The organism is Streptomyces sp. NPDC002817 (assembly GCF_053592055.1).
This window is the reverse complement of sequence record NZ_JBSFUY010000006.1, coordinates 359,167-378,298: the sequence shown is the minus strand read 5'-3', so window position 1 is coordinate 378,298 and position 19,132 is coordinate 359,167. Positions and strand designations below refer to the sequence as shown.

Below are 19,132 nucleotides of genomic sequence, written 5' to 3'. Positions count from 1 at the left end.
GGCCGCGCACCATGGCCGTGGACGAGCTCGACACCCGTATCCTGCGGCTGCTCCTGGAACAGCCCCGTACGAGCGTGCGCGAGTACGCCCGTGTCCTCGGCGTCGCCCGCGGCACGCTCCAGGCCCGCCTCGACCGTCTGGAGCGCGACGGTGTGATCACCGGCACGGGTCCGGTCCTCTCCCCCGCGGCCCTCGGCCACCCGGTGCTGGCCTTCGTGCACATCGAGGTCACCCAGGGCCGGCTCGACGACGTGGGCGACGCACTGGCCTCCGTACCGGAGATCGTGGAGGCCTTCTCGATCGCGGGCGGCGGAGATCTGCTGACACGGGTCGTGGCGCGGGACAACGCGCATCTCGAGGACGTGATCCAGAAGGTGATCAGCCTGCCGGGCGTGGTCCGCACCCGTACGGAGGTGGCGCTGCGCGAGCGGGTGCCGCACCGGCTGCTGCCGCTGGTGGAGTCGATCGGCCGCTCCGTCCGTACCTGACATCCTGAACACCATGAGCAATCTCGGCATCCTCTCGGTCATCTTCGATCTCGACGGAACGCTCGTGGACAGCGAACCGAACTATTACGAGGCGGGCCGCCAGATCCTCGCCGAGCACGGCGTACCGGACTTCACCTGGGCCGAGCACGAGCGGTACGTCGGGATCAGCACCCTGGAGACGGTCGGGCTCTGGAAGCGGGAGTACGACCTGGACGCCTCCGTCGAGGAGCTCTTCGCCGCCAAGAACCGCCGCTATCTGGAGCTGGCCCGCGCGAACACTCCCGCCTACCCCGAGATGCGCAAGTTCGTGGAACTGCTGGCCTCCGAGGGCGTACCGATGGCCGTGGCCTCGGGCTCGTCACCGCAGGCCATCGACGCGATCCTCCAGGGCACCGGCCTCGACGCCCATCTGCGTACCGTCGTCTCCGCCGACGAGGTCGAGCGCGGCAAGCCCGCCCCGGACGTCTTCCTGGAGGCGGCCCGCCGCCTCGGCGCGGACCCCGCGCACTGCGTGGTCCTGGAAGACGCGGCCCCGGGTGCCGCCGCCGCACACGCGGCCGGGATGCGCTGCATCGCGATCCCGTACGTCGCCGCGCAGGCCGACGCCCCGGAGTTCACCACCGCGAGTCTGCTGCTGCGTGGCGGTCAGACGGAGTTCACGGCGCGGTCCGCGTACGACTGGCTGGTGCGCTCGGCCCCGTCCTCCTGATCCGGCGTCATGGCGCGGTGCCTCCCGGTGCTCCGAGCAGGTGCAGACAGAGGGCGGTGACTTCGCGGACCGCGTCGTCGTACCGGTCCGGCCGCTCGGCGACCGGAGCGGCCCGCCCCTGCTCGACCAGGCGGCTGATGCAACGGGCGTGGCGGTGGACGGGCCGTTCCCCGATCTCCTCCCACAGCGCGCCCATGTCCGCGTCGGTACGGACCTGCTGGTCCAGCAGGTCCAGCAGGTCCAGCAGGTCCAGCAGCGGCAGGTGTTGCGCACAGGCCGCGATGAAGGCGCCGACGGACGCCTCGGCGACGGCACGGATGTCGTCCGTGTCGACGCCCGGTACGTCCTGGGCGGCGAGGACGCCGAACGGACCGCGACCGTACGGCACTTCGCGCGGCTCTTCGTGACCGGTGCGAATCTGCGGGTGCCGTCGGTGAGTCTGGTGCTGCGCAAGGCGTACGGACCCGGAGCGATGGCGATGACGGGCGGCTCGACCCGTGCTCCCCTGGCCACCGCCGCCTGGCCCAGCGGGGAGTTCGGCGGCATGGGGCTGGAGGGTGCCGTCCGGCTGGGCTACCGCAAGGAGTTGGCGGCGATCGCGGACCCGGCCGAGCGGACGCGTGCCTTCGCGGCGCGGGTCGCCGAGTTGTACGAGCGCGGGAAGGCAGTCAACACGGCGGCTGCGCTGGAGATCGACGCGGTGATCGACCCGGCCGGGTCGCGGGACTGGATCCTTGCGGTACTTCAGGGGTGCCCCGTCCCGCAGCCGGGGCACCGCCCGTTCGTGGATACCTGGTGAGCCGCTACGGCCGCGCCTCGTGCGAGGGCTTCGGCGCCGGCTGGATGTTCTGGTTGAGGCGGAAGACGTTGTCCGGGTCGCGGTCGGCCTTGATGCGGGCCAGCCGGTCGTAGTTCCCGCGGTAGCTGGCCCGGACGCGTTCCTGGCCCTCGTCCATCATCATGTTCACGTAGGCGCCGCCCGCCGAGTACGGGTGCAGCGCGTCGAAGTAGTCGACCGTCCACCGCTTGATCAGCTCGGCGTTGGCCGGGTCTGGGTCGACGCCGGCGTAGACCGACGCCCAGCGGGCGTGGCGGTAGGCCCAGGGGGTGTCGTCCTGGCCCACGTCGTGGGCGGCGCCGTCGATCGGGTAGAGGTGCATGGTCGACTGCATGGTGGGGACCTCGGCGCCGAACTTGGCGTGGAGTTCGACGGCTTCGTCCGGGATGTCCTCGACGAAGTCGGCGCGCCAGTACCACTGGTGGCCGGGCGGGTAGAGCCCGTCGAACGCGGACTGGATGTCGGGGTGCTGCATGGGCATGGGGGCGTGCAGCAGCGGCTGGGGCAGGGCGTCGAGGAGCGGGGCCATCTCGCGGGCGGCCGCCTCGGGGTCGGCGCCGGCGTAGCACCACACCACACCCGCGGTCTTGCGGAGCTGGATCTCCTCGGGGAACGGCGGGGCCGGCGGCACGGTGCCGTGCAGGAAGAAGCCGTTGAGCTCGCGGGGCGCGTTCGGCAGGAAGTCCCGGTAGGCGGAGAGGACTTCGGCGCTGTCCTCGACGGCCCAGAAGGTCGGGCCGGCGACGACGGTGCTGATCTCGTGGAGCCGGAACAGGAAGGACGTCACGACACCGAAGTTGCCTCCGCCGCCGCGGATCGCCCAGAACAGGTCGCTGTTCTCGAAGCCGCTGGCCTGTACTTTGCGGCCGTCGGCGAGGACGACGTCGGCCTCCAGCAGGTTGTCGATGGTCAGCCCGCACTTGCGGGTGAGATGGCCGAGTCCGCCGCCGGTGGTGATGCCGCCGACGCCGGTGGTGGAGATGATGCCGCTGGGGGTGGCGAGACCGTGCGCGTTGGTGGCGCGGTCGACCTCGCCCCAGACGCAGCCGCCGCCGACCCGCACGGTGTGGGCTTCGGGGTCGACCTGGACCTCCTTCAGAGGTGACAGGTCGAGGACCACCCCGTCGTCGACGGTGCCGAGACCGGCGCCGTGGTGGCCGCCGCCCCGGACGGCGAGGGGCAGGTCGTGTGCGCGGGCGAAAGCGATGACGCCGGCGACGGCGTCCGCGTCGGCGCAGCGGGCGATGAGCGCGGGACGCCGGTCGATCATGGCGTTGTAGACGGTCCGGGCCTCTTCGTAGCCGGTGTCGTCGGGGCCGATCAACTCTCCGGTGAATCCGTTCAGTTCCCTGCGTGCCGCCTGAGCGATCGTGGTGGTCATGCGGTCCCCCGTTCAGGAATCGGGTGAATCCGGTCAATTCGTATATTCTACTCGCGTCGCATCACAGCGGACATCCGTGGCCGTCACCCAGCTCGGGGCCTGCGAGTACCTACGTTTCGCCGGGAAGCGAAGCTTCACGTTCCGGGAGCAGCCCGAGTCGCGCCGCGCGGTCGGCGGCGTGCCGTCGGGAGGGCGCGTCGAGTTTGTCGAGGACGGCGCGTACGTGGTTGTCGACCGTGCGCACGGACAGGACGAGCCGGGCCGCGATCTCGGCGTTGGTCAGGCCTTCCGTGAGCAACCGCATGACCTGGAGCTGGCGCCGGGTCAGGCCCGCGGGGTTCTCGCGGGTCTCGGCCAGGGGGCCGCGCGGGATGTGGCGGACGCCGAGGTGCCGCAGTTCGGTCCGGAGCATACGGGCCCGGGGCTCGGCGCCCAGGGCGTCCAGGGCGGCGAGCGCGGTGAGCTTGTCGGCGGGGTCGGGGCTCTCGGCAAGGGCGACGGCGTGTTCGTAGGGGCAGCCCGCCTCCTGCCAGCGGGTGGCGGCCGTCCGCCACTGGCCGCGGGCCTGGAGCGCGTACGGATGGTCCGAGTCGTCCAGTGACACGGGGTGCCCCGCCTTGGTGAGCCAGTAGCCGAGCTCGGCGCGGTAGGGGACGCCGGGCAGAAGGTCGGCCTGGGCGTGGACGGGTCCCGCTGCCGCGACGACCGCGGCGAGGTCGCCGCGCAGCCATGCCGCCTCCGCGACGGCCGCCGCCACCGGCCCGGTGCGTTGCAGTTCCTTGGTCCGTACGGCGATCTCCCAGGCCTCGGTGAGGAGTTCGGCGGCGCCGGTCCGGCCGCAGCGAGTGCGGACCCGGGCGAGCACGGTGAGCGCGGGGCAGCGGGCGGGCACGAAGTCGTGCATGCCGTACTCGGCGTGCTTCTCGGCGTCGTCCCAGTCGGCGGCCGCGAGCCGCCGTATGGCCAGTCCGACGTGGAGGTAGTTGAGGAAGCCGAGGTGTTCGGCGCGGTCGGCGAGGTCCATCGCCGGGACCAGGAACGTGTCGGCCTCGTCGTAGCGGAGGTTGTCGAGGAGGGTCCAGATGAGGTTGGCGTAGGACCGGCAGGCGTGTTCGACCTCGCCTGCGGCGAGCGCGACGTCGAGGCTCTCCTCCAGCTGCCACCGCCCGGCGGGGTCGCCACCGCGCCAGCGGGCGCAGCCGACGTTGTTGAGGGCGTGGGAGAGGATCGCCGCGTCGCCCGCCTTGCGGGCCAGGGCGATGGCGCGTTCACCGTGTTCGACGGCCTCGGTGTAGCGGTCGGACAGCATGCGCAGCTGGGCGGTGTTGCTGACGGCGAGGGCGAGGAGGCGGTCGTCGCCGGCGTGTTCCAGCACGGCGACGGCCTCCCTGGCGGCCTCCTGGGCCTGGTCGGCGTCCCCGGCCCACCAGTGGATGCGGGACAGCCAGCGCAGGTCGGCGCCGAGGGCGAGGGTGTCGCCGAGGGCGCGGCGCAGGGCGACGGCCTCACGCTGGGCGGTGACGGCGGCGGCCGAGTCGGCGATGGTGTAGCTCTCCACGGCATAGCGTTCCAGCAGGTCGGCGAGTTCGGCCGGGGCGTAGCGGTGGCGTTGGCGCAGGACGAGGCGGAGTTGGGCGGCGGCCTCGCGGTGGGCGCCGGCGCCGGCTGCGTCCTTGGCCGCGTCGGGGCCGTAGCGGGCGATGGCGTCCTGGTCGCCGGCGTGGTCGGCGTGGTGGACGATGCGGGCGGCGTCGGATCCGGGCCGGGCGACGAGTGCCGCGAGGACGTTGCGGTTGAGTTCGATACGTCGGGCGGCGGGCAGGGAGTCGGCGACGGCGCGCCGGATCAGCTCGTGACGGAACGCCACGCGCTCCGGTGCAACGGCGAGCAGTCCGCGCTGCTCGGCCTCCGCCAGTACGGCCACACCGTCGGCCAGCAGCGCGTCCACCAGCGGGCGTTCGACGGCCGAGGGGACGACGGCGAGCTGTTCCAGCGCGTCCAGCGCGGCCGCGTCCAGTCCGCGCAGCCGGGCGAGGACGGCGTCGACGACGGTCGGGGGCACTCCCCCGGTGCCGCCGGCGGCCATGATCTCGGCGACGAAGAACGGGTTGCCCGAGGTCACCTCGTACACCTGGGCGGCGTCGAGGCGCCGGGAGGCGCTCAGTGTGCGGACCGCGTCCAGGGACAGCCGGGCGAGGGGCAGCCGGTGCACCCGGGACGTGCGGGAGACCTGGCCGAGGAGGTGGCGCAGGGGGTGGTCGCGGCTCAACTCGTCGTCGCGGTAGGTGAGGACGAGGAGGGCGGGCAGCTGTTCCATGCGCCGGACCAGGAAGCGCAGGGCGTCCAGCGAGGCCTCGTCGGCCCAGTGGACGTCCTCGACGACGAGGACCGCCGGATGCGGGGTGCCGGCGAGTTCGCCGTGCAGTGCCTCGTACACGCGGTGCCGGTCACCGCCCTCCATGACGGCCCGTGCCAGCTCGGCGCCGACACTGCCGACGAGGTCGCGGAACGGGCCGAGGGGACGCCGGGTGGCGAGGTCGTCGCACTGTCCGACCAGGACGCGTGCCCGCTCGGGAAGCCGCTCCGGCATCGCCTTCACCAGACTCGACTTGCCGATTCCCGCCTCGCCGAAGACGAGCGCCACCGAACCGGCGCCGTCCGCGGCCTCTCGTGCGGCCGCGGCCAGTCGCGTCAGTTCGGGCTCGCGTTCGAGGAGCCACCGATCCACGCGCCAGATTCTGCCACCGCGGCACCGGACGGGACCCCGCCCCCGCGCCTTCCGCCCGCCACGACCTGGTGACCGGCGAGCGGTGACTTCTCGACCGAGCGGCCGGAACTGATCGCTCCAGACCCGTTGACGCTCACCCGCCCCCTCTCTATCGTCTGGTCGACCATTCGAATGGCGTTCGAAATATAGAACACCGATAGAGGAGCACACATGGCACCGCCCCTCTCCAGACGAAACCTCCTCCAGGCCGCCGCCCTTGCCGCGGTCGCACCCGCGATCTCGTACGCGGCGAGCGGCCGGGCCACCGCGGCCACGTCCGCCACCGCAGCCGCGCCCGCCGCCTGGACCGTGCAGCCCTTCGCGCTCGACGAGGTGGCCCTCAGACCCGGTGTCTTCGCCGACAAGCGGCAGTTGATGCTCGACCACGCGCGCGGCTACGACGTGAACCGGCTCCTCCAGGTCTTCCGCGCCAACGCGGGCCTCTCCACCGGCGGCGCGGTCGCACCCGGCGGCTGGGAGGGCCTGGACGGCGAGGCCAACGGCAATCTGCGCGGGCACTACACCGGCCACTTCCTGACCATGCTGGCGCAGGCGTACGCGAGCACCGGCGAGCAGGTGTTCGCGGACAGGATCGCGACCATGATCACCGCGCTGACCCAGGCCCGCGCCGCCCTGCGCACCGACCCGAAGATGCTCGCCGTCACCGGGAAGTGGGGCGCCGCACACGAGAACGTGCGCGGCTCCTACCAGTACGTCGACCTGCCCGCCGCGGTCCTCGGCGGCGCCTCCGCGATCACCCTGTCGGTGTGGCTCAAGCCCACCCACGACGCCAACTGGCAGCGCGCCTTCGACTTCGGCAACAACACCACCCGGTACATGTACCTGGCCACCCGCAACGGCAGCGGTGTGCCCCGGTTCGCCATCACCACCACCGGCGCGGGCGGCGAGCAGGCACTCAACGGCACGGCCGCGCTGCCGCTGAACCAGTGGAGCCATCTGGCGGTCACGATCTCCGGCAGCACCGGCACGCTGTACGTCAACGGCACGGCCGTCGCCACGAACACCGCGATGACCCTCAACCCGGCGACGCTCGGCACGCTGACCAACAACTGGCTCGGTCGCTCGAACTACTCGGGCGATCCCGTGTACGCGGGCGCCTACGACGAGTTCAACATCTGGTCACGCGCACTGACCCAGGCCGAGATCACCTCGCTCCAGACCAACGAGGCCAAGCTCTCCACAGCGGGACTCGGCAACCTCGCCTCGTACTGGTTCCAGACCACGAGCGGCGGTACCTTCGGCGACGCCTCCGGCCGTGGCCTGACGGCCACCCTGCGCCGTACCTGGGGCGGGCCGAGCCACCCCGGGTTCCTGGCGGCGTACCCGGAGACGCAGTTCATCGACCTGGAGACCAGGACCGCCAGCGACTACACGAAGGTGTGGGCGCCCTACTACACCGCGCACAAGATCCTGCAGGGTCTGCTGGACGCGTACGCCGCCACGGACGACGCGCGCGCCCTCGATCTCGCGTCCGGCATGGGCGACTGGATGTACTCCCGGCTGTCCGTCCTGCCCGAGGCGACCCTCCAGCGCATGTGGGGGCTGTTCTCCAGCGGCGAGTTCGGCGGCATCGTCGAGGCGATCGTCGACCTTCATTCCTACTCAGGGAAGGCCGAACACCTCGCGCTGGCCAAGCTGTTCGACCTCGACTCGCTCATCGACGCCTGCGCCGCGAACACCGACACCCTCAACGGGCTGCACGCCAACCAGCACATACCGATCTTCACCGGCCTGCTGCGGCTGTACGACGCGACGGGCGAGACGCGGTACCTGACCGCCGCACGGAACTTCTGGGGCATGGTCGTACCGAACCGCATGTACGGCATCGGCGGCACCAGCACCGGCGAGTTCTGGAAGGCCTCCGGGCTGATCGCGGGCACGATCAGCGACACCGACGCCGAGACGTGCTGTGCGTACAACCTGCTCAAGCTCAGCCGGACGCTGTTCTTCCACGAGCAGACCCCGAAGTACATGGACTACTACGAGCGGGCGCTGCTCAACCAGGTGCTCGGCTCCAAGCAGGACAAGGCCGACGCGGAGAAGCCGCTCGTCACGTACTTCATCGGCCTGACACCCGGTCATGTGCGGGACTACACGCCCAAGCAGGGAACGACCTGCTGCGAGGGCACCGGTATGGAGAGCGCCACCAAGTACCAGGACTCGGTGTACTTCAAGGCCGCCGACGGCGGCACGCTCTACGTGAACCTCTACAGCCCCTCCCAACTGACGTGGGCCGAGAAGGGGGTGACGGTCACTCAGGCCACCGACTACCCGCGCGAACAGGGCACCACGCTCACCTTCGGCGGCGGCAGCGCGGCCTTCGCCCTGAAGTTGCGCGTGCCGTCGTGGGCCACGGCCGGATTCCAGGTGACCGTCAACGGCAGTGCTGCGAGCGGGACTCCGGCCGCCGGGAGCTACTTCACGGTGTCCCGGACCTGGAAGGCGGGTGACGTCGTCCGGATCACCGTCCCGTTCCGGCTGCGCGTCGAAAAGGCCCTGGACGACCCGACCTTGCAGACCCTCTTCTACGGGCCGGTCAACCTGGTCGCCCGCAACTCGGCCACCAGCTACCTGCCCTTCGGGCTGTACGCCGACGCGGCCCTGTCCGGCGACCTGCTGCCCACCCTCGCCCCGGTGAGCGGCAAGCCCCTCCACTACACCCTGAACGGCACGGAGTTCGCGCCCTTCCTGGAGGGGACGGAGAATCCGACGCACGCCTACTTCCGGCGCTCGGAGCCCAAGGTCGTCTTCGGCACCCTCGACTCCGGGATCGCCAACCCCGCGAAGTCCGACGGCACCACGCTGCTCGACGAGATCTGGGCGGGGGCGCCGTTCGCGAGCAAGAGCGCGCTCGTGACCAAGGTGACGAGCACCGTGAACACCTGGGTGTCCGCGGGGCTGCTCTCCCAGGCCAACGGCCAGGTGGTGATCAACACGGCGGGGCAGGCGACCTACGTGTCCTGAGTCCTACGAGCGGCGTCGGGGCTTGCCGCGCCTGGCGCCCTGGGTCTTCTTGGCGGCGGGCGGCTTGCGTCGCCCGCCGGCCGCGTCGGGGCGCTTGGGCTGCTTCTTCGGCTCGGCCTTCGCCTTGTCCTTGTCCTTGTCCTGAGCGGCCGGGCGGCCGCGGGTGCTGTTCACCGTGCGCCCGCGGACGATGCCGATGAAGTCCTCGACCATGTCCGTGGTCGCGTCCTCGGGCCACGACAGCGCGATGGAGGACACGGGGGCGTCCGTGACCGGCCGGTAGGTGAGGTCCTTGCGGTGGTGGAGCCGGGCGAGCGACTGGGGGACGACGAGGACGCCGATGCCGGCCGCGACCAGTTCGACGGCGTCCTCCGTGGTCGCGGGACGCTCGAAGGCGGGCTGTCCCGGCAGCCGCGACCACTCCAGGACGTCGTCCAGGGGGTGCAGCACGATCTCGTCGGCCAGGTCCTCGGTGGTGACCTCGTCGACCGCGGCGACGACGTGGTCCTTCGGGACGACGACGACCGTGGTCTCGTCGTAGAGCGGGATGGCGCTGAACACCGTACGGTCGACCGGCAGCCGTACGAGACCGGCGTCCGCGGCCCCGTCCCGCAGCGCGTCGCGCGCCTCGGCGACGGAGAGCTGGAGGAGGGTCAGCGGGATGTCGGGCAGCCGCTCGTTCCAGATCCGCACCCACTTCGAGGGGGTCACGCCCGGGACGTAGGCGAGCCGGAACTGCGGGGGTTCTTCCGAGCCTGTCACCTGGCCAGGTTACCGGCCGTGGTCGGCGGACGTTCACCCAGTCGATACCCTTGACACCATGACGCAGCACCAGAGCACCCAGACGATGAAGCCCGCGACCGCGGCGAAGAAGCTGGGTGTGTACCTCGAGGCCACCCCCGCCGAGTTCCGTGAGGGTGTCGTCTCGCGGGCACAGCTCACCGAGCTCCAGGCCGATCCGCCCCAGTGGCTCCAGGATCTCCGCGCCGACGGCCCGCACCCCCGTCCGGTGGTCGCGGCCAAGCTCGGCGTGTCCATCGCGGGCCTGGCGCGCGGCGGCGTCACCGAGCCGCTCACCACCGAGCAGATCGAGGCGCTGAAGCAGGAGCAGCCCGAGTGGCTGGCCAAGGAGCGCGCCACCCAGGCCGAGGTCCGCACCGAGACGGTCCGGATCAAGAAGAAGCACGCCGAGGAGGCGGAGAAGGCCGAGCGCGACACCCGCGACTGACCCCAGACGGCCCCGCGCTCCGCCGCTCGGATGGATTCGCGCGTCCGGTGAGTGCAACGCCGCTCGTGGTGGCCGCCTGTGTGTGCGGGCGACGGAAGGCTGTCGCGCATGTTCACACCTCATGTGCGGTCAGCACGGCGCCGACACGACGGACGTCGCCGCCGGTCCCTCCTGGCCCGGGCCGGGACCGTCGCGGCCACCGTCCTGGCACTGGTCCTGATCCTGCCGGGCACCGCCCTCGCGGCCCCGGGCGACCTGGATCCCGGCTTCAGCGGCGACGGCAAGGTCCTCACCGGCTTCGCCGACGACGATCACGCCAATGACGTGGCGGTGCAGTCCGACGGCAAGATCGTCTCGGTCGGCACCTCCACCGACGAGTCGGTGCTGGAGAGCCGCTTCGCGCTGACCCGCCACAACGCCGACGGCACCCTGGACACCGGCTTCGGCGGCCACGACGGCGACAGCGCCGGCACGGTGACGACCGCCGTCAACAACATGGACACGAACTTCCAGTGGAGCGACGCCCACGCCGTGGTGCTCCAGGCCGACGGCAAGATCGTCGTGGTGGGCAGCAGCTGGCGGGAGTACGAGAACTGCTGCTGGTTCGTGGTGGTCCGCTACAACGCCGACGGCACGCTGGACGACACCTTCAGCGGCGACGGCCGGGTCTTCGCCGACATCGCCGGCCCGACCGAGGCCCTCGACGTGGCGATCGACTCCAGCGGCAGGATCGTCGCGGCCGGCTACACCGGGGGCCACATGGCCGTGCTCCGGCTCACCGGCGACGGCACCCCGGACAGCACGTTCGGCGGCGACGGCACGGTGACCGCCAACCCGGCGGGACCTGACCTCCAGGAGGGCGGGGACGGCCGTGCCCTGGCCCTGCAGGCCGACGGGAAGATCGTCGTCGGGGGCGAGGTCGGCTCCACCCGCTTCGACTTCGCCCTGATGCGCTTCAACACCGACGGCAGCGTGGACACGAGCTTCGACGGCGACGGCATCGTCCGCACCGACTTCGGCGGATACGACGGTGTGGAGGCGCTGGCGATCCAGCCCGACGGCAGGATCGTCGCGGCGGGCGGGAGCGACACCCGGGCCGCGCTGGCCCGCTACAACGCCAACGGCACCCTGGACACTAGCTTCGACGGCGACGGCCGGGTCCTCACGCCCGCCGCCGGTGCCGCCGACATGGTGCTCCAGCCGGACGGACGGATCGTCGCCGCCGGCACCGGCGGCAGCAACTTCTCCGTCCTGCGCTACAACACCGACGGCAGCCTGGACAGCGGCTTCGGCACCGCCGGTCAGGCGACCGCGGACTTCGGCGGCGTCGACGTGGCACGCGGCGTGAAGCTCGACTCCGCCGGCAGAATCGTCGCCGCCGGCGCGGGCGGCCCGAACAGCGACTTCGCGCTGGCCCGCTTCCAGGGCGGCGGCAGCACACCACCGCCTCCGAGCGGCTCGGACCTCTCGGTCACGAAGAGCGGCACCGGCACGGTGAGCATCGGTGACCGTGCCACCTACACCGTGGCGGTCACCAACACCACCGCCGGCACCACGGCGACCGGCGTCACCCTCACCGACACGCTCAGCGGGCTCGCCGCCTCGGTCGTCTCCGCCACCACCACCCAGGGCAGCTGCACGATCACCGCCACCGGTGCCACCTGCGCCCTCGGCAGCATCTCCGCCGCCGGCCCCGGCGCCACGGTGACGATCGTCGTGGAACCCCGCGCCACCGGCACCCTCACCGACCGTGCCACGGTCGCCGCCACCACGACCGACCCGGCCGCCGCCAACAACACGGCCACCAAGACGACCGCCGTCAACAACGCCCGCGCCTGCACCCGCATCGGGACCAGCGGCAACGACACCCTCACCGGCACCTACAACAACGACGTGATCTGCGCCCTCGGCGGCGACGACACCGTCAACGCGAGCTACGGCAACGACACCGTCCACGGCGGATACGGCAACGACCGCCTCGACGGCCAGTTCGGCAACGACACGCTCAACGGCGGCCCCGGCAACGACAACCTGATCGGCAACTACGGCACCGACAACCTCAACACCGTCGACAGCGTCTCCGGCAACGACACCGCCAACGGCGGCTTCAACACGGACACCTGCACGACCGACGCGGGCGACATCCGCATCAGCTGCCCCTGATCCCCGGCACAGCCACCCGGCGGCGGTCCTCCATGTCCCCGAGGGCCGCCGCCGCGTTCTCCGCCACGCGTCCGCGACAGTGGCCGGCCTCCCAAGTCACCCCACGCACCACTCTGGACGCCCCGGGAAACCCTGGCCTAGGCTGCACAGCAAGCGCTTTCTAAGATGCCAGCCAGTCCGTCATGCGCCGAGCTCCGCCGACAGTTCCGTGCGCGAGCCGACGCGGACCGGCGCGGACCGGCGCGGAAAGGTAGCGTTCCGTGCCGCACCACGAACCGAACGGCCAGTCAACGTCCTGGACCCGTAAGTCCTTCCTGCGGGGAATGGCCGCAGTAGGAGCGGCTCCCCTGCTTCCCGGGCTGCTGCCCGCCGCGACCGCCCTGGCCGCGGACTCCGGCCGGCCCGACTTCCCACTGGTGGGTGAGGGTGCCGCCGTCGACGTGTTCGTGGACGCCGTCGACGACCCCGCCGTGATCCGCGCCGCCGGCGATCTGCAGACGGACATCGAGCGGGTCGGCGGCGTACGGCCGGGGCTGCTGCACGAACTGCCCACGAACGCGGACCGGTTGGTCCTGGTGGGCACGATCGGCTCGAGTCCGGTCATCGACCGCCTCGTCGAGGCCGGGCGGCTCGACGTCTCCGGGGTCCGGGGGCGCTGGGAGGCCTCCGTGACCCAGGTGGTGGAGCGCCCGGTGCCCGGTGTGCGGCGTGCCCTGGTCATCGCGGGCAGCGACCGGCGGGGCACCGTCTACGGCGTCTACGACACCTCGGAGCGCATCGGGGTCTCGCCCTGGTACTGGTGGGCCGACGTGCCGGTCGAGCGCCGTGACACCGTGACGGTCCCGGCGGACACCTTCAAACGGCGTGAGCCGTCCGTCCGTTACCGCGGCATCTTCATCAACGACGAGCAGAACCTGACCACTTGGTCGCACCGCACCCAGGAGACCGACAAGAACATCGGCCCCGAGACGTACAAGCGCGTCTTCGAGCTCCTGCTCCGGCTCAAGGCCAACTACCTGTGGCCGGCCATGCACCCCTACTCCGACTTCTTCAACAAGCACCGCAAGAACCCCGAACTGGCCGACCGCTACGGCATCGTCGTCGGCTCCAGCCACCCCGAGGCGCTGTTGCGCAACGGCGTCCACGAGTGGGAACCGTGGGCGGCCGAGCACCCGAACGCGGACGGCACCCCGCCGGTGTACGACTACACCGTGAACCCCGCGGTCATCTCCGACTACTGGAGAGCCCGGGCGAGACAGAACGCGGCGTACGAGAGCAGCTGGACGCTCGGCATGCGCGGGCTGCACGACAGCGCGCTGGAGACGAAGTACGCGACGACGATCCCCGAGAAGGTCGTGGTGATGAACGACATCATCGCCGACCAGCGCCGGACCCTGACCGAGGAGGTCGGTGCCGCGGCCGAGCCGCAGATCTTCATCCCGTACAAGGAGGTTCTGGACCTCTACAACGCGGGCGTCCAGGTCCCCGAGGACGTGACACTGATCTGGCCGGACGACAACCACGGCAACATGCGCCAGCTGCCGAACGACGCGGAGCGCGCCCGCCCGGGTGGCAACGGCATCTACTACCACCTCTCCTACTGGGGCCGTCCGAAGAGCTATCTATGGCTGGACACCACTCAACTGGCCAAGGTCTGGCAGGAGTTGCGCCGGGTGCACGAGCACGGCGTCGACCGCATGTGGATCTTCAACGTGGGTGACCTCAAGTCGATCGAGACCGGGCTGTCCTTCTCCATGGACATGGCCTGGGACGTGGACCGGTGGGACGCCGACGACGTCGAGGACTTCCTCGCCGAGTGGGCCGGGCGGCAGTTCGGGCGCCTGCACCGGCGGGAGATCGCGGCGATCCGCACCGAGTACTACCGGCTGGCGGCGGAGCTGCGGCCGGAGTTCATCGCCCGCGGCATCCTGTCCGTGATCCACCACGGCGATGAGGCGGGGCGCCGGCTGGGTGCCTACGACCGGCTGCTGGAGCGGGTGCGGGCGGTGGGCGCCGAGTTGCCCGAGGCATACCGGGACGCGTTCTACGAACTGGTCGAATACCCCGTCCACGGCGCCTACTTGATGAACCTCAAGTACTACTGGGCGGACCGGAACGGGCTGGCCGTGACGCAGGGGCGCGGTGCGGGGACGAACCGGTTCGCGGACCTGGCCGAGGCCGCCCACGCCCAGGAGGTGGCACTCACCAAGCGGTACAACACCGAGGTGGCGGGCGGGAAGTGGGACGGGATCGTGAACCCGTACCCCTCGCAGATCCCCAAGGCACCGGGGCGGCCGAGCGTCACCAGGGTCGCCCGACGCGAGACCTCGGGGCTGGGAGTGGCGGCCGAGGGGAACGAGACCGGGGCCGCCCGGCCGCTGTCCTTCTCCTCCGCCACCCGCGACCGTCGGTTCGTGGACGTCTTCAACACCGGCTTCCTCCCCCTGGACTGGACGGCCGAGCCCGGCGCCTCCTGGCTCCGGCTGAGCTCCGCGGGCGGATCCCTCACCGAACAGACCCGCGTGTGGGTCGAGATCGACTGGGCGCGGGCACCCGAGGGCACGCTCGACACGACGGTCGCCTTCGCCGGGGCCGGACAGCGTGCCGAGGTGCCGGTGCGGGTGGTCAACGACGGGGAGCGTGCCTTGCGGCGAGCCCGGGGGTTCGTCGAGGCCAACGGGTTCGTGTCGATCGACGCCGCGCACTTCGCGCAGCGGGTGGCGCGGGGCGGGGCGCGCTGGCGGGTCGTACGGGGGCTGGGTCGTCGTACGGGTGCGATGGAGGCGATCCCGTCGACGGCCGCCTCGATCACCGAGGACTTCGCCGACCGGGCACCGGAGTTGAGATACCGGGTGCGGTTCGCGAGCACGGGCACCTTCCCGGTCACCGTGTTCCGGCTGCCCTCCCTCGACGAGCGCGGCCGACGCCGGGTGGCCGTCGCGCTCGACGACCGGCCGGCCACCGTTCTCAGCGGGCAGTCGGTCGCCACCGGCAACCGGGGGGACGCGTGGGCGCGTCAGGTCGAGGACGGCGTCGAGAAGCTGACGGCGAACGTGACCGTCACCGAAGCCGGTGACCACATTCTGCGGATCTTCATGGTGGACGCGGCGATCGCCGTGGACCAGATCGTCGTCGACACCGGTGGGCTGCCCGTCAGTTACCTTGCCCCGCCCGAGAGTTATCATCCGGTGTTCAACCCCGAGCCCGCCTACCAGCCGGGGCTGGACGTGCCGGGGCAGTAGGTTGCCCGCATGAGTGAGAGCACATCCCGGCTGGCCGGGAAAGTCGTGGTCGTCACGGGCGCGGCCCGTGGTCAGGGCGCCGCGGAGGCGGCCGCCCTGGCCCGGGCCGGGGCCGAGGTGATCGCCACCGACGTACGGCCGGAGGGCGACGGCTGCCGTCGCCTCGACGTGAGCAACGAGACCGACTGGGCCGAGCTGGCCGCCGAGTTGAGAGCGACATACGGGCATGTCCACGGCCTGGTGAACAACGCGGGCGTCATCCAGCGCGGGCGGCTCGGGGAGGTCAGCCCCGAGGACATGGCGCAGGTCCAGGCGGTCAACACGACCGGTCCCCTGCTCGGCATCCAGCAGCTCTCCCCTCTGATGCCGCCGGGCTCGTCGATCGTCAACGTCGGTTCGTCCGCCGCGCTGACCGGCTACTACCCGGTCGCGTACACGGCCAGCAAGTGGGCGCTGCGCGGGGTGTCGAGGATCGCGGCGATGGAGCTGGGGCCGCGAGGCATCCGGGTCAACACGATCCATCCGGGCTACATCGAGACGGAGATGACGGCCGCGGCCACCGAGGCGTTCCGTGCGACGACGATCCGCGAGACGCCGCTCGGGCGCAGCGGCAGGGCCGACGACATCGCCCCGCTCGTGGTCTTCCTGATCTCCGACGAGTCCTCGTTCATCACCGGGACGGACATTCCGGTGGACGGCGGTCTCACGGCTCACGGTGGCGTCAAGTCCATCTCGGACGCGATGCGGCCGGACGGACCGTAGGGAGAGCTCCGTGCGGACCGCCGGTCCCCCGTGCCGGCGGTCCGCACGGAGAGAGGGAGAGATCCAGGCATCCCCTCCGAGCCTGTTCTTCCCTGCCTGCGGTCGCCGGAGCGCCGATGTGCTGGAGTACACGAGAACGTCGCTGTTGCTCTGTTGCATTCTGGAGGGGCAAGAGGTCGCGCAGGTATGGGTACAACTGCGTATGCGAACGAGTGGAGCACGAACGTGGCACAGGGGCTGGTCGGAGCCTACGAACGCATGCTGGCGGTGGCTGTCGCCGCACTCCACGAGCGGGATCCGGGGCGGTTGTGGCCGTTGGTCGCGGGTGCGCTGCCGGACCTCATCGGGGCCGAGGTCCTGATCTACAAGCTGGACGACTGGAGCGAGAGCGGGGGCACGCTCGGTCTGTCGCCCGGTGTGGCCCCGGAGTTCGACGGGCTCGGGGACGAGGCCACGGGGCTGCTGCGGACCGGGTACCCCTTCGCGCGGCACTACGGGGCGAGCCCGGACCGGGCGCCGGTGACGGCGCGTCGGGCGGCCGGGCGGGAGTGGTCCGCGAGCCCGACCGCGCGGCTGCTCGACGACATCATGGACGTGGACCACGCGTTGGGGATTCCGCTGCCGCAGTCGAGGGCGCCGATCACCGGCTGCATCGTCTACCGCTCCGGGCGGGACTTCACCGATGAGGAAGTTGTCGTCGCGGGACGGCTTCAGCCGCTGCTGGCGGGGATAGAGCAGCAACGGCAGCTCCTACAGCGGGTGGTCGTGCCCAGTGGCGACGACGTGGGGCTGACACCGCGGGAGTCGACCGTGCTGCTCCTGCTGGGCGACGCGCTGACGGCCGCCGCCATGGGCCGCCGCCTCGGCATATCCGAGCGGACGGTGCACAAGCATGTCGCGAACGTCTACCGAAAGCTCGGCACCCATGACCGGCTCGGGACGGTGCTGCGCGCCCAGCGGTTGGGTCTTGTCCCCACGCCGGCCTCACGGGGGTGAGGGCACGCCGTCGCCCTTGAGGCGTTCCAGGTCGGACGGGCGGACCTGGATGGCGAAGACGGCGATCAGCGCGGCGACGACGGTAAAGATCGCCGCCACGACGAAGGCGGCCGAGACTCCGGCGGTCAGGACCTCGTCGCCCCAGTGGCCGGGCAGTTGCCCGGTGCGCTTGAACTGCAGGAGTTCGGCCGGGGTGGCCTGCTCCAGGAAGCGCGGGACCTGCTTCTCCGCCTCGTTGGTGCTGGCCGTGCCGAACATCGTGACCAGGATGGACAGTCCCAGCGAACCGCCCACCTGCTGCGTGGCGTTGAGGAGTCCGGAGGCCGCGCCGGTCTCCTGGACGGGCACGTCGGAGAGCGCCATCAGAGTGAGCGAGACGAACTCCATGCCCATGCCCAGGCTGAAGACGAGGATCGGTCCGAGGACGCTGCCCGCGTAGGTGGAGTGGACATCGGTCAGGGTCAGCCAGGCCAGTCCCGTCGCGGCCAGGATCGCGCCCACCACCATGAACGGCTTGGGCCCGTAGACGGGCAGGAACCGCGAGGCCAGCCCGGCGCCGACCGCGATGACCGCGCTGACCGGCAGGAAGGCGAACCCGGTGGCCAACGGGCTGAAGTCCAGGACGTTCTGCACGAACAGGGTGAGGAAGAAGAACATGCCGAAGATCGCGGCGGCCAGGCACAGCATGATGCCGTAGGTGCCCGCGCGGTTGCGGTCGGCGAACATGTGCAGCGGTGTGATCGGCTGCCGGGAACGCCGTTCGACCATGATGAACAGCGCGAGGAAGACGACGGCCGCGCCGAACGAGGCCAGCGTGAGCGCGTCCCGCCAGCCTTCCTGCGCGGCTCTGATGAACCCGTAGACCAGCAGGACCATGCCGACGGTGGAGGTCAGTGCGCCGGCGATGTCGAAGTGGCCCGGGTGGCGTTCGGACTCCTTGATCCAACGGGGCGCGGCGAGGGCGATGAGCAGTCCGATGGGGACGTTGACGAAGAGCACCCATCGCCAGTTCAGATACTCGACGAGGATGCCGCCGGCGAGCAGTCCGATCGCTCCGCCGCCCGCCGAGACCGCGGCGAACACCCCGAACGCCCGGTTGCGTTCCGGGCCTTCGCGGAAGGTCGTGCTGATCAGGGAGAGGGCGGTCGGGGAGGCGATGGCGCCACCCACGCCCTGGAGGGCGCGTGCGGACAGGAGTTGGGCCTCGTTCTGCGCGAACCCGCCGAGCAGGGACGCCAGGACGAAGAGCAGGACGCCGCAGATGAAGACCCGCCGTCTGCCGAGGATGTCACCGGCGCGGCCGCCGAGGAGCAGCAGACCGCCGAAGGTGAGGGTGTAGGCGTTGACCACCCAGGCCAGGCTGGTGGTGGAGAAGTCCAGGGAGCGCTGGATGTCCGGCAGCGCGATGTTCACGATGGTGATGTCGAGGACCACCATCAGCTGACACGAGGCGATGACCAGCAGCGCCATGCCGTTTCCGCCACCGCCGGTGCTCCCGGTGGTGGCCTGAGCTGCTGAAGTCGGCTGCGGGTTGCTGGTCATGAGGTATCGCGCTTTCAGTGAACAGTGGCGT

At 71.1% G+C, this 19,132-nt stretch carries 14 protein-coding genes; 9 read left to right on the top strand and 5 right to left on the bottom strand.

The window, feature by feature from the left end; all coding sequences use genetic code 11:
* Nucleotides 1-11 precede the first annotated feature (11 nt).
* Together ACWD3I_RS15175 and ACWD3I_RS15170 are read left to right on the top strand one after the other, a co-directional pair.
* On the top strand, nucleotides 12-488 hold the full coding sequence (locus ACWD3I_RS15175; protein ID WP_365410875.1) for an Lrp/AsnC family transcriptional regulator: 477 nt from the start codon (nucleotides 12-14) through the stop codon (nucleotides 486-488).
* Nucleotides 489-501: 13 nt separating this feature from the next.
* Nucleotides 502-1,197 carry an HAD family hydrolase gene (locus tag ACWD3I_RS15170; protein WP_365410878.1) on the top strand — a complete coding sequence of 232 codons (696 nt, stop codon included), beginning with the start codon at nucleotides 502-504 and terminating at the stop codon, nucleotides 1,195-1,197.
* 7 nt (nucleotides 1,198-1,204) lie between these two features.
* Here the strand turns inward: ACWD3I_RS15170 and ACWD3I_RS15165 are convergent, their stop codons facing one another.
* The gene (locus ACWD3I_RS15165) at nucleotides 1,205-1,585 is read right to left on the bottom strand and encodes a hypothetical protein (RefSeq protein WP_365410905.1); all 381 of its coding nucleotides are present in this window, start codon (nucleotides 1,583-1,585) and stop codon (nucleotides 1,205-1,207) included.
* Between ACWD3I_RS15165 and ACWD3I_RS15160 the strand changes: the two genes are divergently transcribed.
* Nucleotides 1,544-1,996, top strand: coding sequence for a carboxyl transferase domain-containing protein (locus ACWD3I_RS15160; RefSeq protein WP_365410899.1), 453 nt, complete (start codon nucleotides 1,544-1,546; stop codon nucleotides 1,994-1,996). The two genes, ACWD3I_RS15165 and ACWD3I_RS15160, sit on opposite strands and share 42 nt — an antisense overlap.
* 4 nt (nucleotides 1,997-2,000) lie before the next feature.
* Here the strand turns inward: ACWD3I_RS15160 and ACWD3I_RS15155 are convergent, their stop codons facing one another.
* Nucleotides 2,001-3,416 (bottom strand): FAD-binding oxidoreductase, encoded by a 1,416-nt coding sequence (locus ACWD3I_RS15155; RefSeq protein WP_365410881.1) that lies wholly within the window; start codon nucleotides 3,414-3,416, stop codon nucleotides 2,001-2,003.
* A 109-nt stretch (nucleotides 3,417-3,525) separates the two neighbouring features.
* A complete protein-coding gene (locus tag ACWD3I_RS15150; RefSeq protein WP_365410885.1) occupies nucleotides 3,526-6,144 on the bottom strand; it encodes an ATP-binding protein in 2,619 nt (872 codons plus the stop codon).
* Between the two features lie 210 nt (nucleotides 6,145-6,354).
* Here ACWD3I_RS15150 and ACWD3I_RS15145 point away from each other — a divergent pair, with 210 nt between their 5' ends.
* Entirely contained in the window at nucleotides 6,355-9,168 is a 2,814-nt protein-coding gene (locus ACWD3I_RS15145; protein ID WP_365410888.1) for a beta-L-arabinofuranosidase domain-containing protein, read from the top strand.
* A gap of 3 nt (nucleotides 9,169-9,171) precedes the next feature.
* Here ACWD3I_RS15145 and ACWD3I_RS15140 read toward each other — a convergent pair whose 3' ends face one another.
* Nucleotides 9,172-9,930: a LysR substrate-binding domain-containing protein gene (locus ACWD3I_RS15140; RefSeq protein WP_365410890.1), complete on the bottom strand. Its 759-nt coding sequence runs from the start codon at nucleotides 9,928-9,930 to the stop codon at nucleotides 9,172-9,174.
* Between the two features lie 58 nt (nucleotides 9,931-9,988).
* Between ACWD3I_RS15140 and ACWD3I_RS15135 the strand changes: the two genes are divergently transcribed.
* From ACWD3I_RS15135 to ACWD3I_RS15115, 5 genes are all read left to right on the top strand, one after another.
* Entirely contained in the window at nucleotides 9,989-10,396 is a 408-nt protein-coding gene (locus tag ACWD3I_RS15135; RefSeq protein ID WP_365410893.1) for a DUF5997 family protein, read from the top strand.
* A 108-nt stretch (nucleotides 10,397-10,504) separates the two neighbouring features.
* Nucleotides 10,505-12,559, top strand: coding sequence for a calcium-binding protein (locus ACWD3I_RS15130; RefSeq protein WP_365410896.1), 2,055 nt, complete (start codon nucleotides 10,505-10,507; stop codon nucleotides 12,557-12,559).
* A gap of 323 nt (nucleotides 12,560-12,882) precedes the next feature.
* On the top strand, nucleotides 12,883-15,801 hold the full coding sequence (locus ACWD3I_RS15125; RefSeq protein WP_365410902.1) for a glycosyl hydrolase 115 family protein: 2,919 nt from the start codon (nucleotides 12,883-12,885) through the stop codon (nucleotides 15,799-15,801).
* Nucleotides 15,802-15,810: 9 nt separating this feature from the next.
* Entirely contained in the window at nucleotides 15,811-16,563 is a 753-nt protein-coding gene (locus tag ACWD3I_RS15120) for an SDR family NAD(P)-dependent oxidoreductase (RefSeq protein ID WP_451084100.1), read from the top strand.
* A gap of 258 nt (nucleotides 16,564-16,821) precedes the next feature.
* Complete coding sequence (locus ACWD3I_RS15115; protein ID WP_365411989.1) at nucleotides 16,822-17,559, top strand: helix-turn-helix transcriptional regulator; 738 nt, start codon at nucleotides 16,822-16,824, stop codon at nucleotides 17,557-17,559.
* On the opposite strand, the gene ACWD3I_RS15110 is transcribed toward ACWD3I_RS15115, so the two are convergent.
* The gene (locus ACWD3I_RS15110) at nucleotides 17,548-19,101 is read right to left on the bottom strand and encodes an MFS transporter (RefSeq protein ID WP_365411986.1); all 1,554 of its coding nucleotides are present in this window, start codon (nucleotides 19,099-19,101) and stop codon (nucleotides 17,548-17,550) included. The two genes, ACWD3I_RS15115 and ACWD3I_RS15110, sit on opposite strands and share 12 nt — an antisense overlap.
* Nucleotides 19,102-19,132 lie beyond the last annotated feature (31 nt).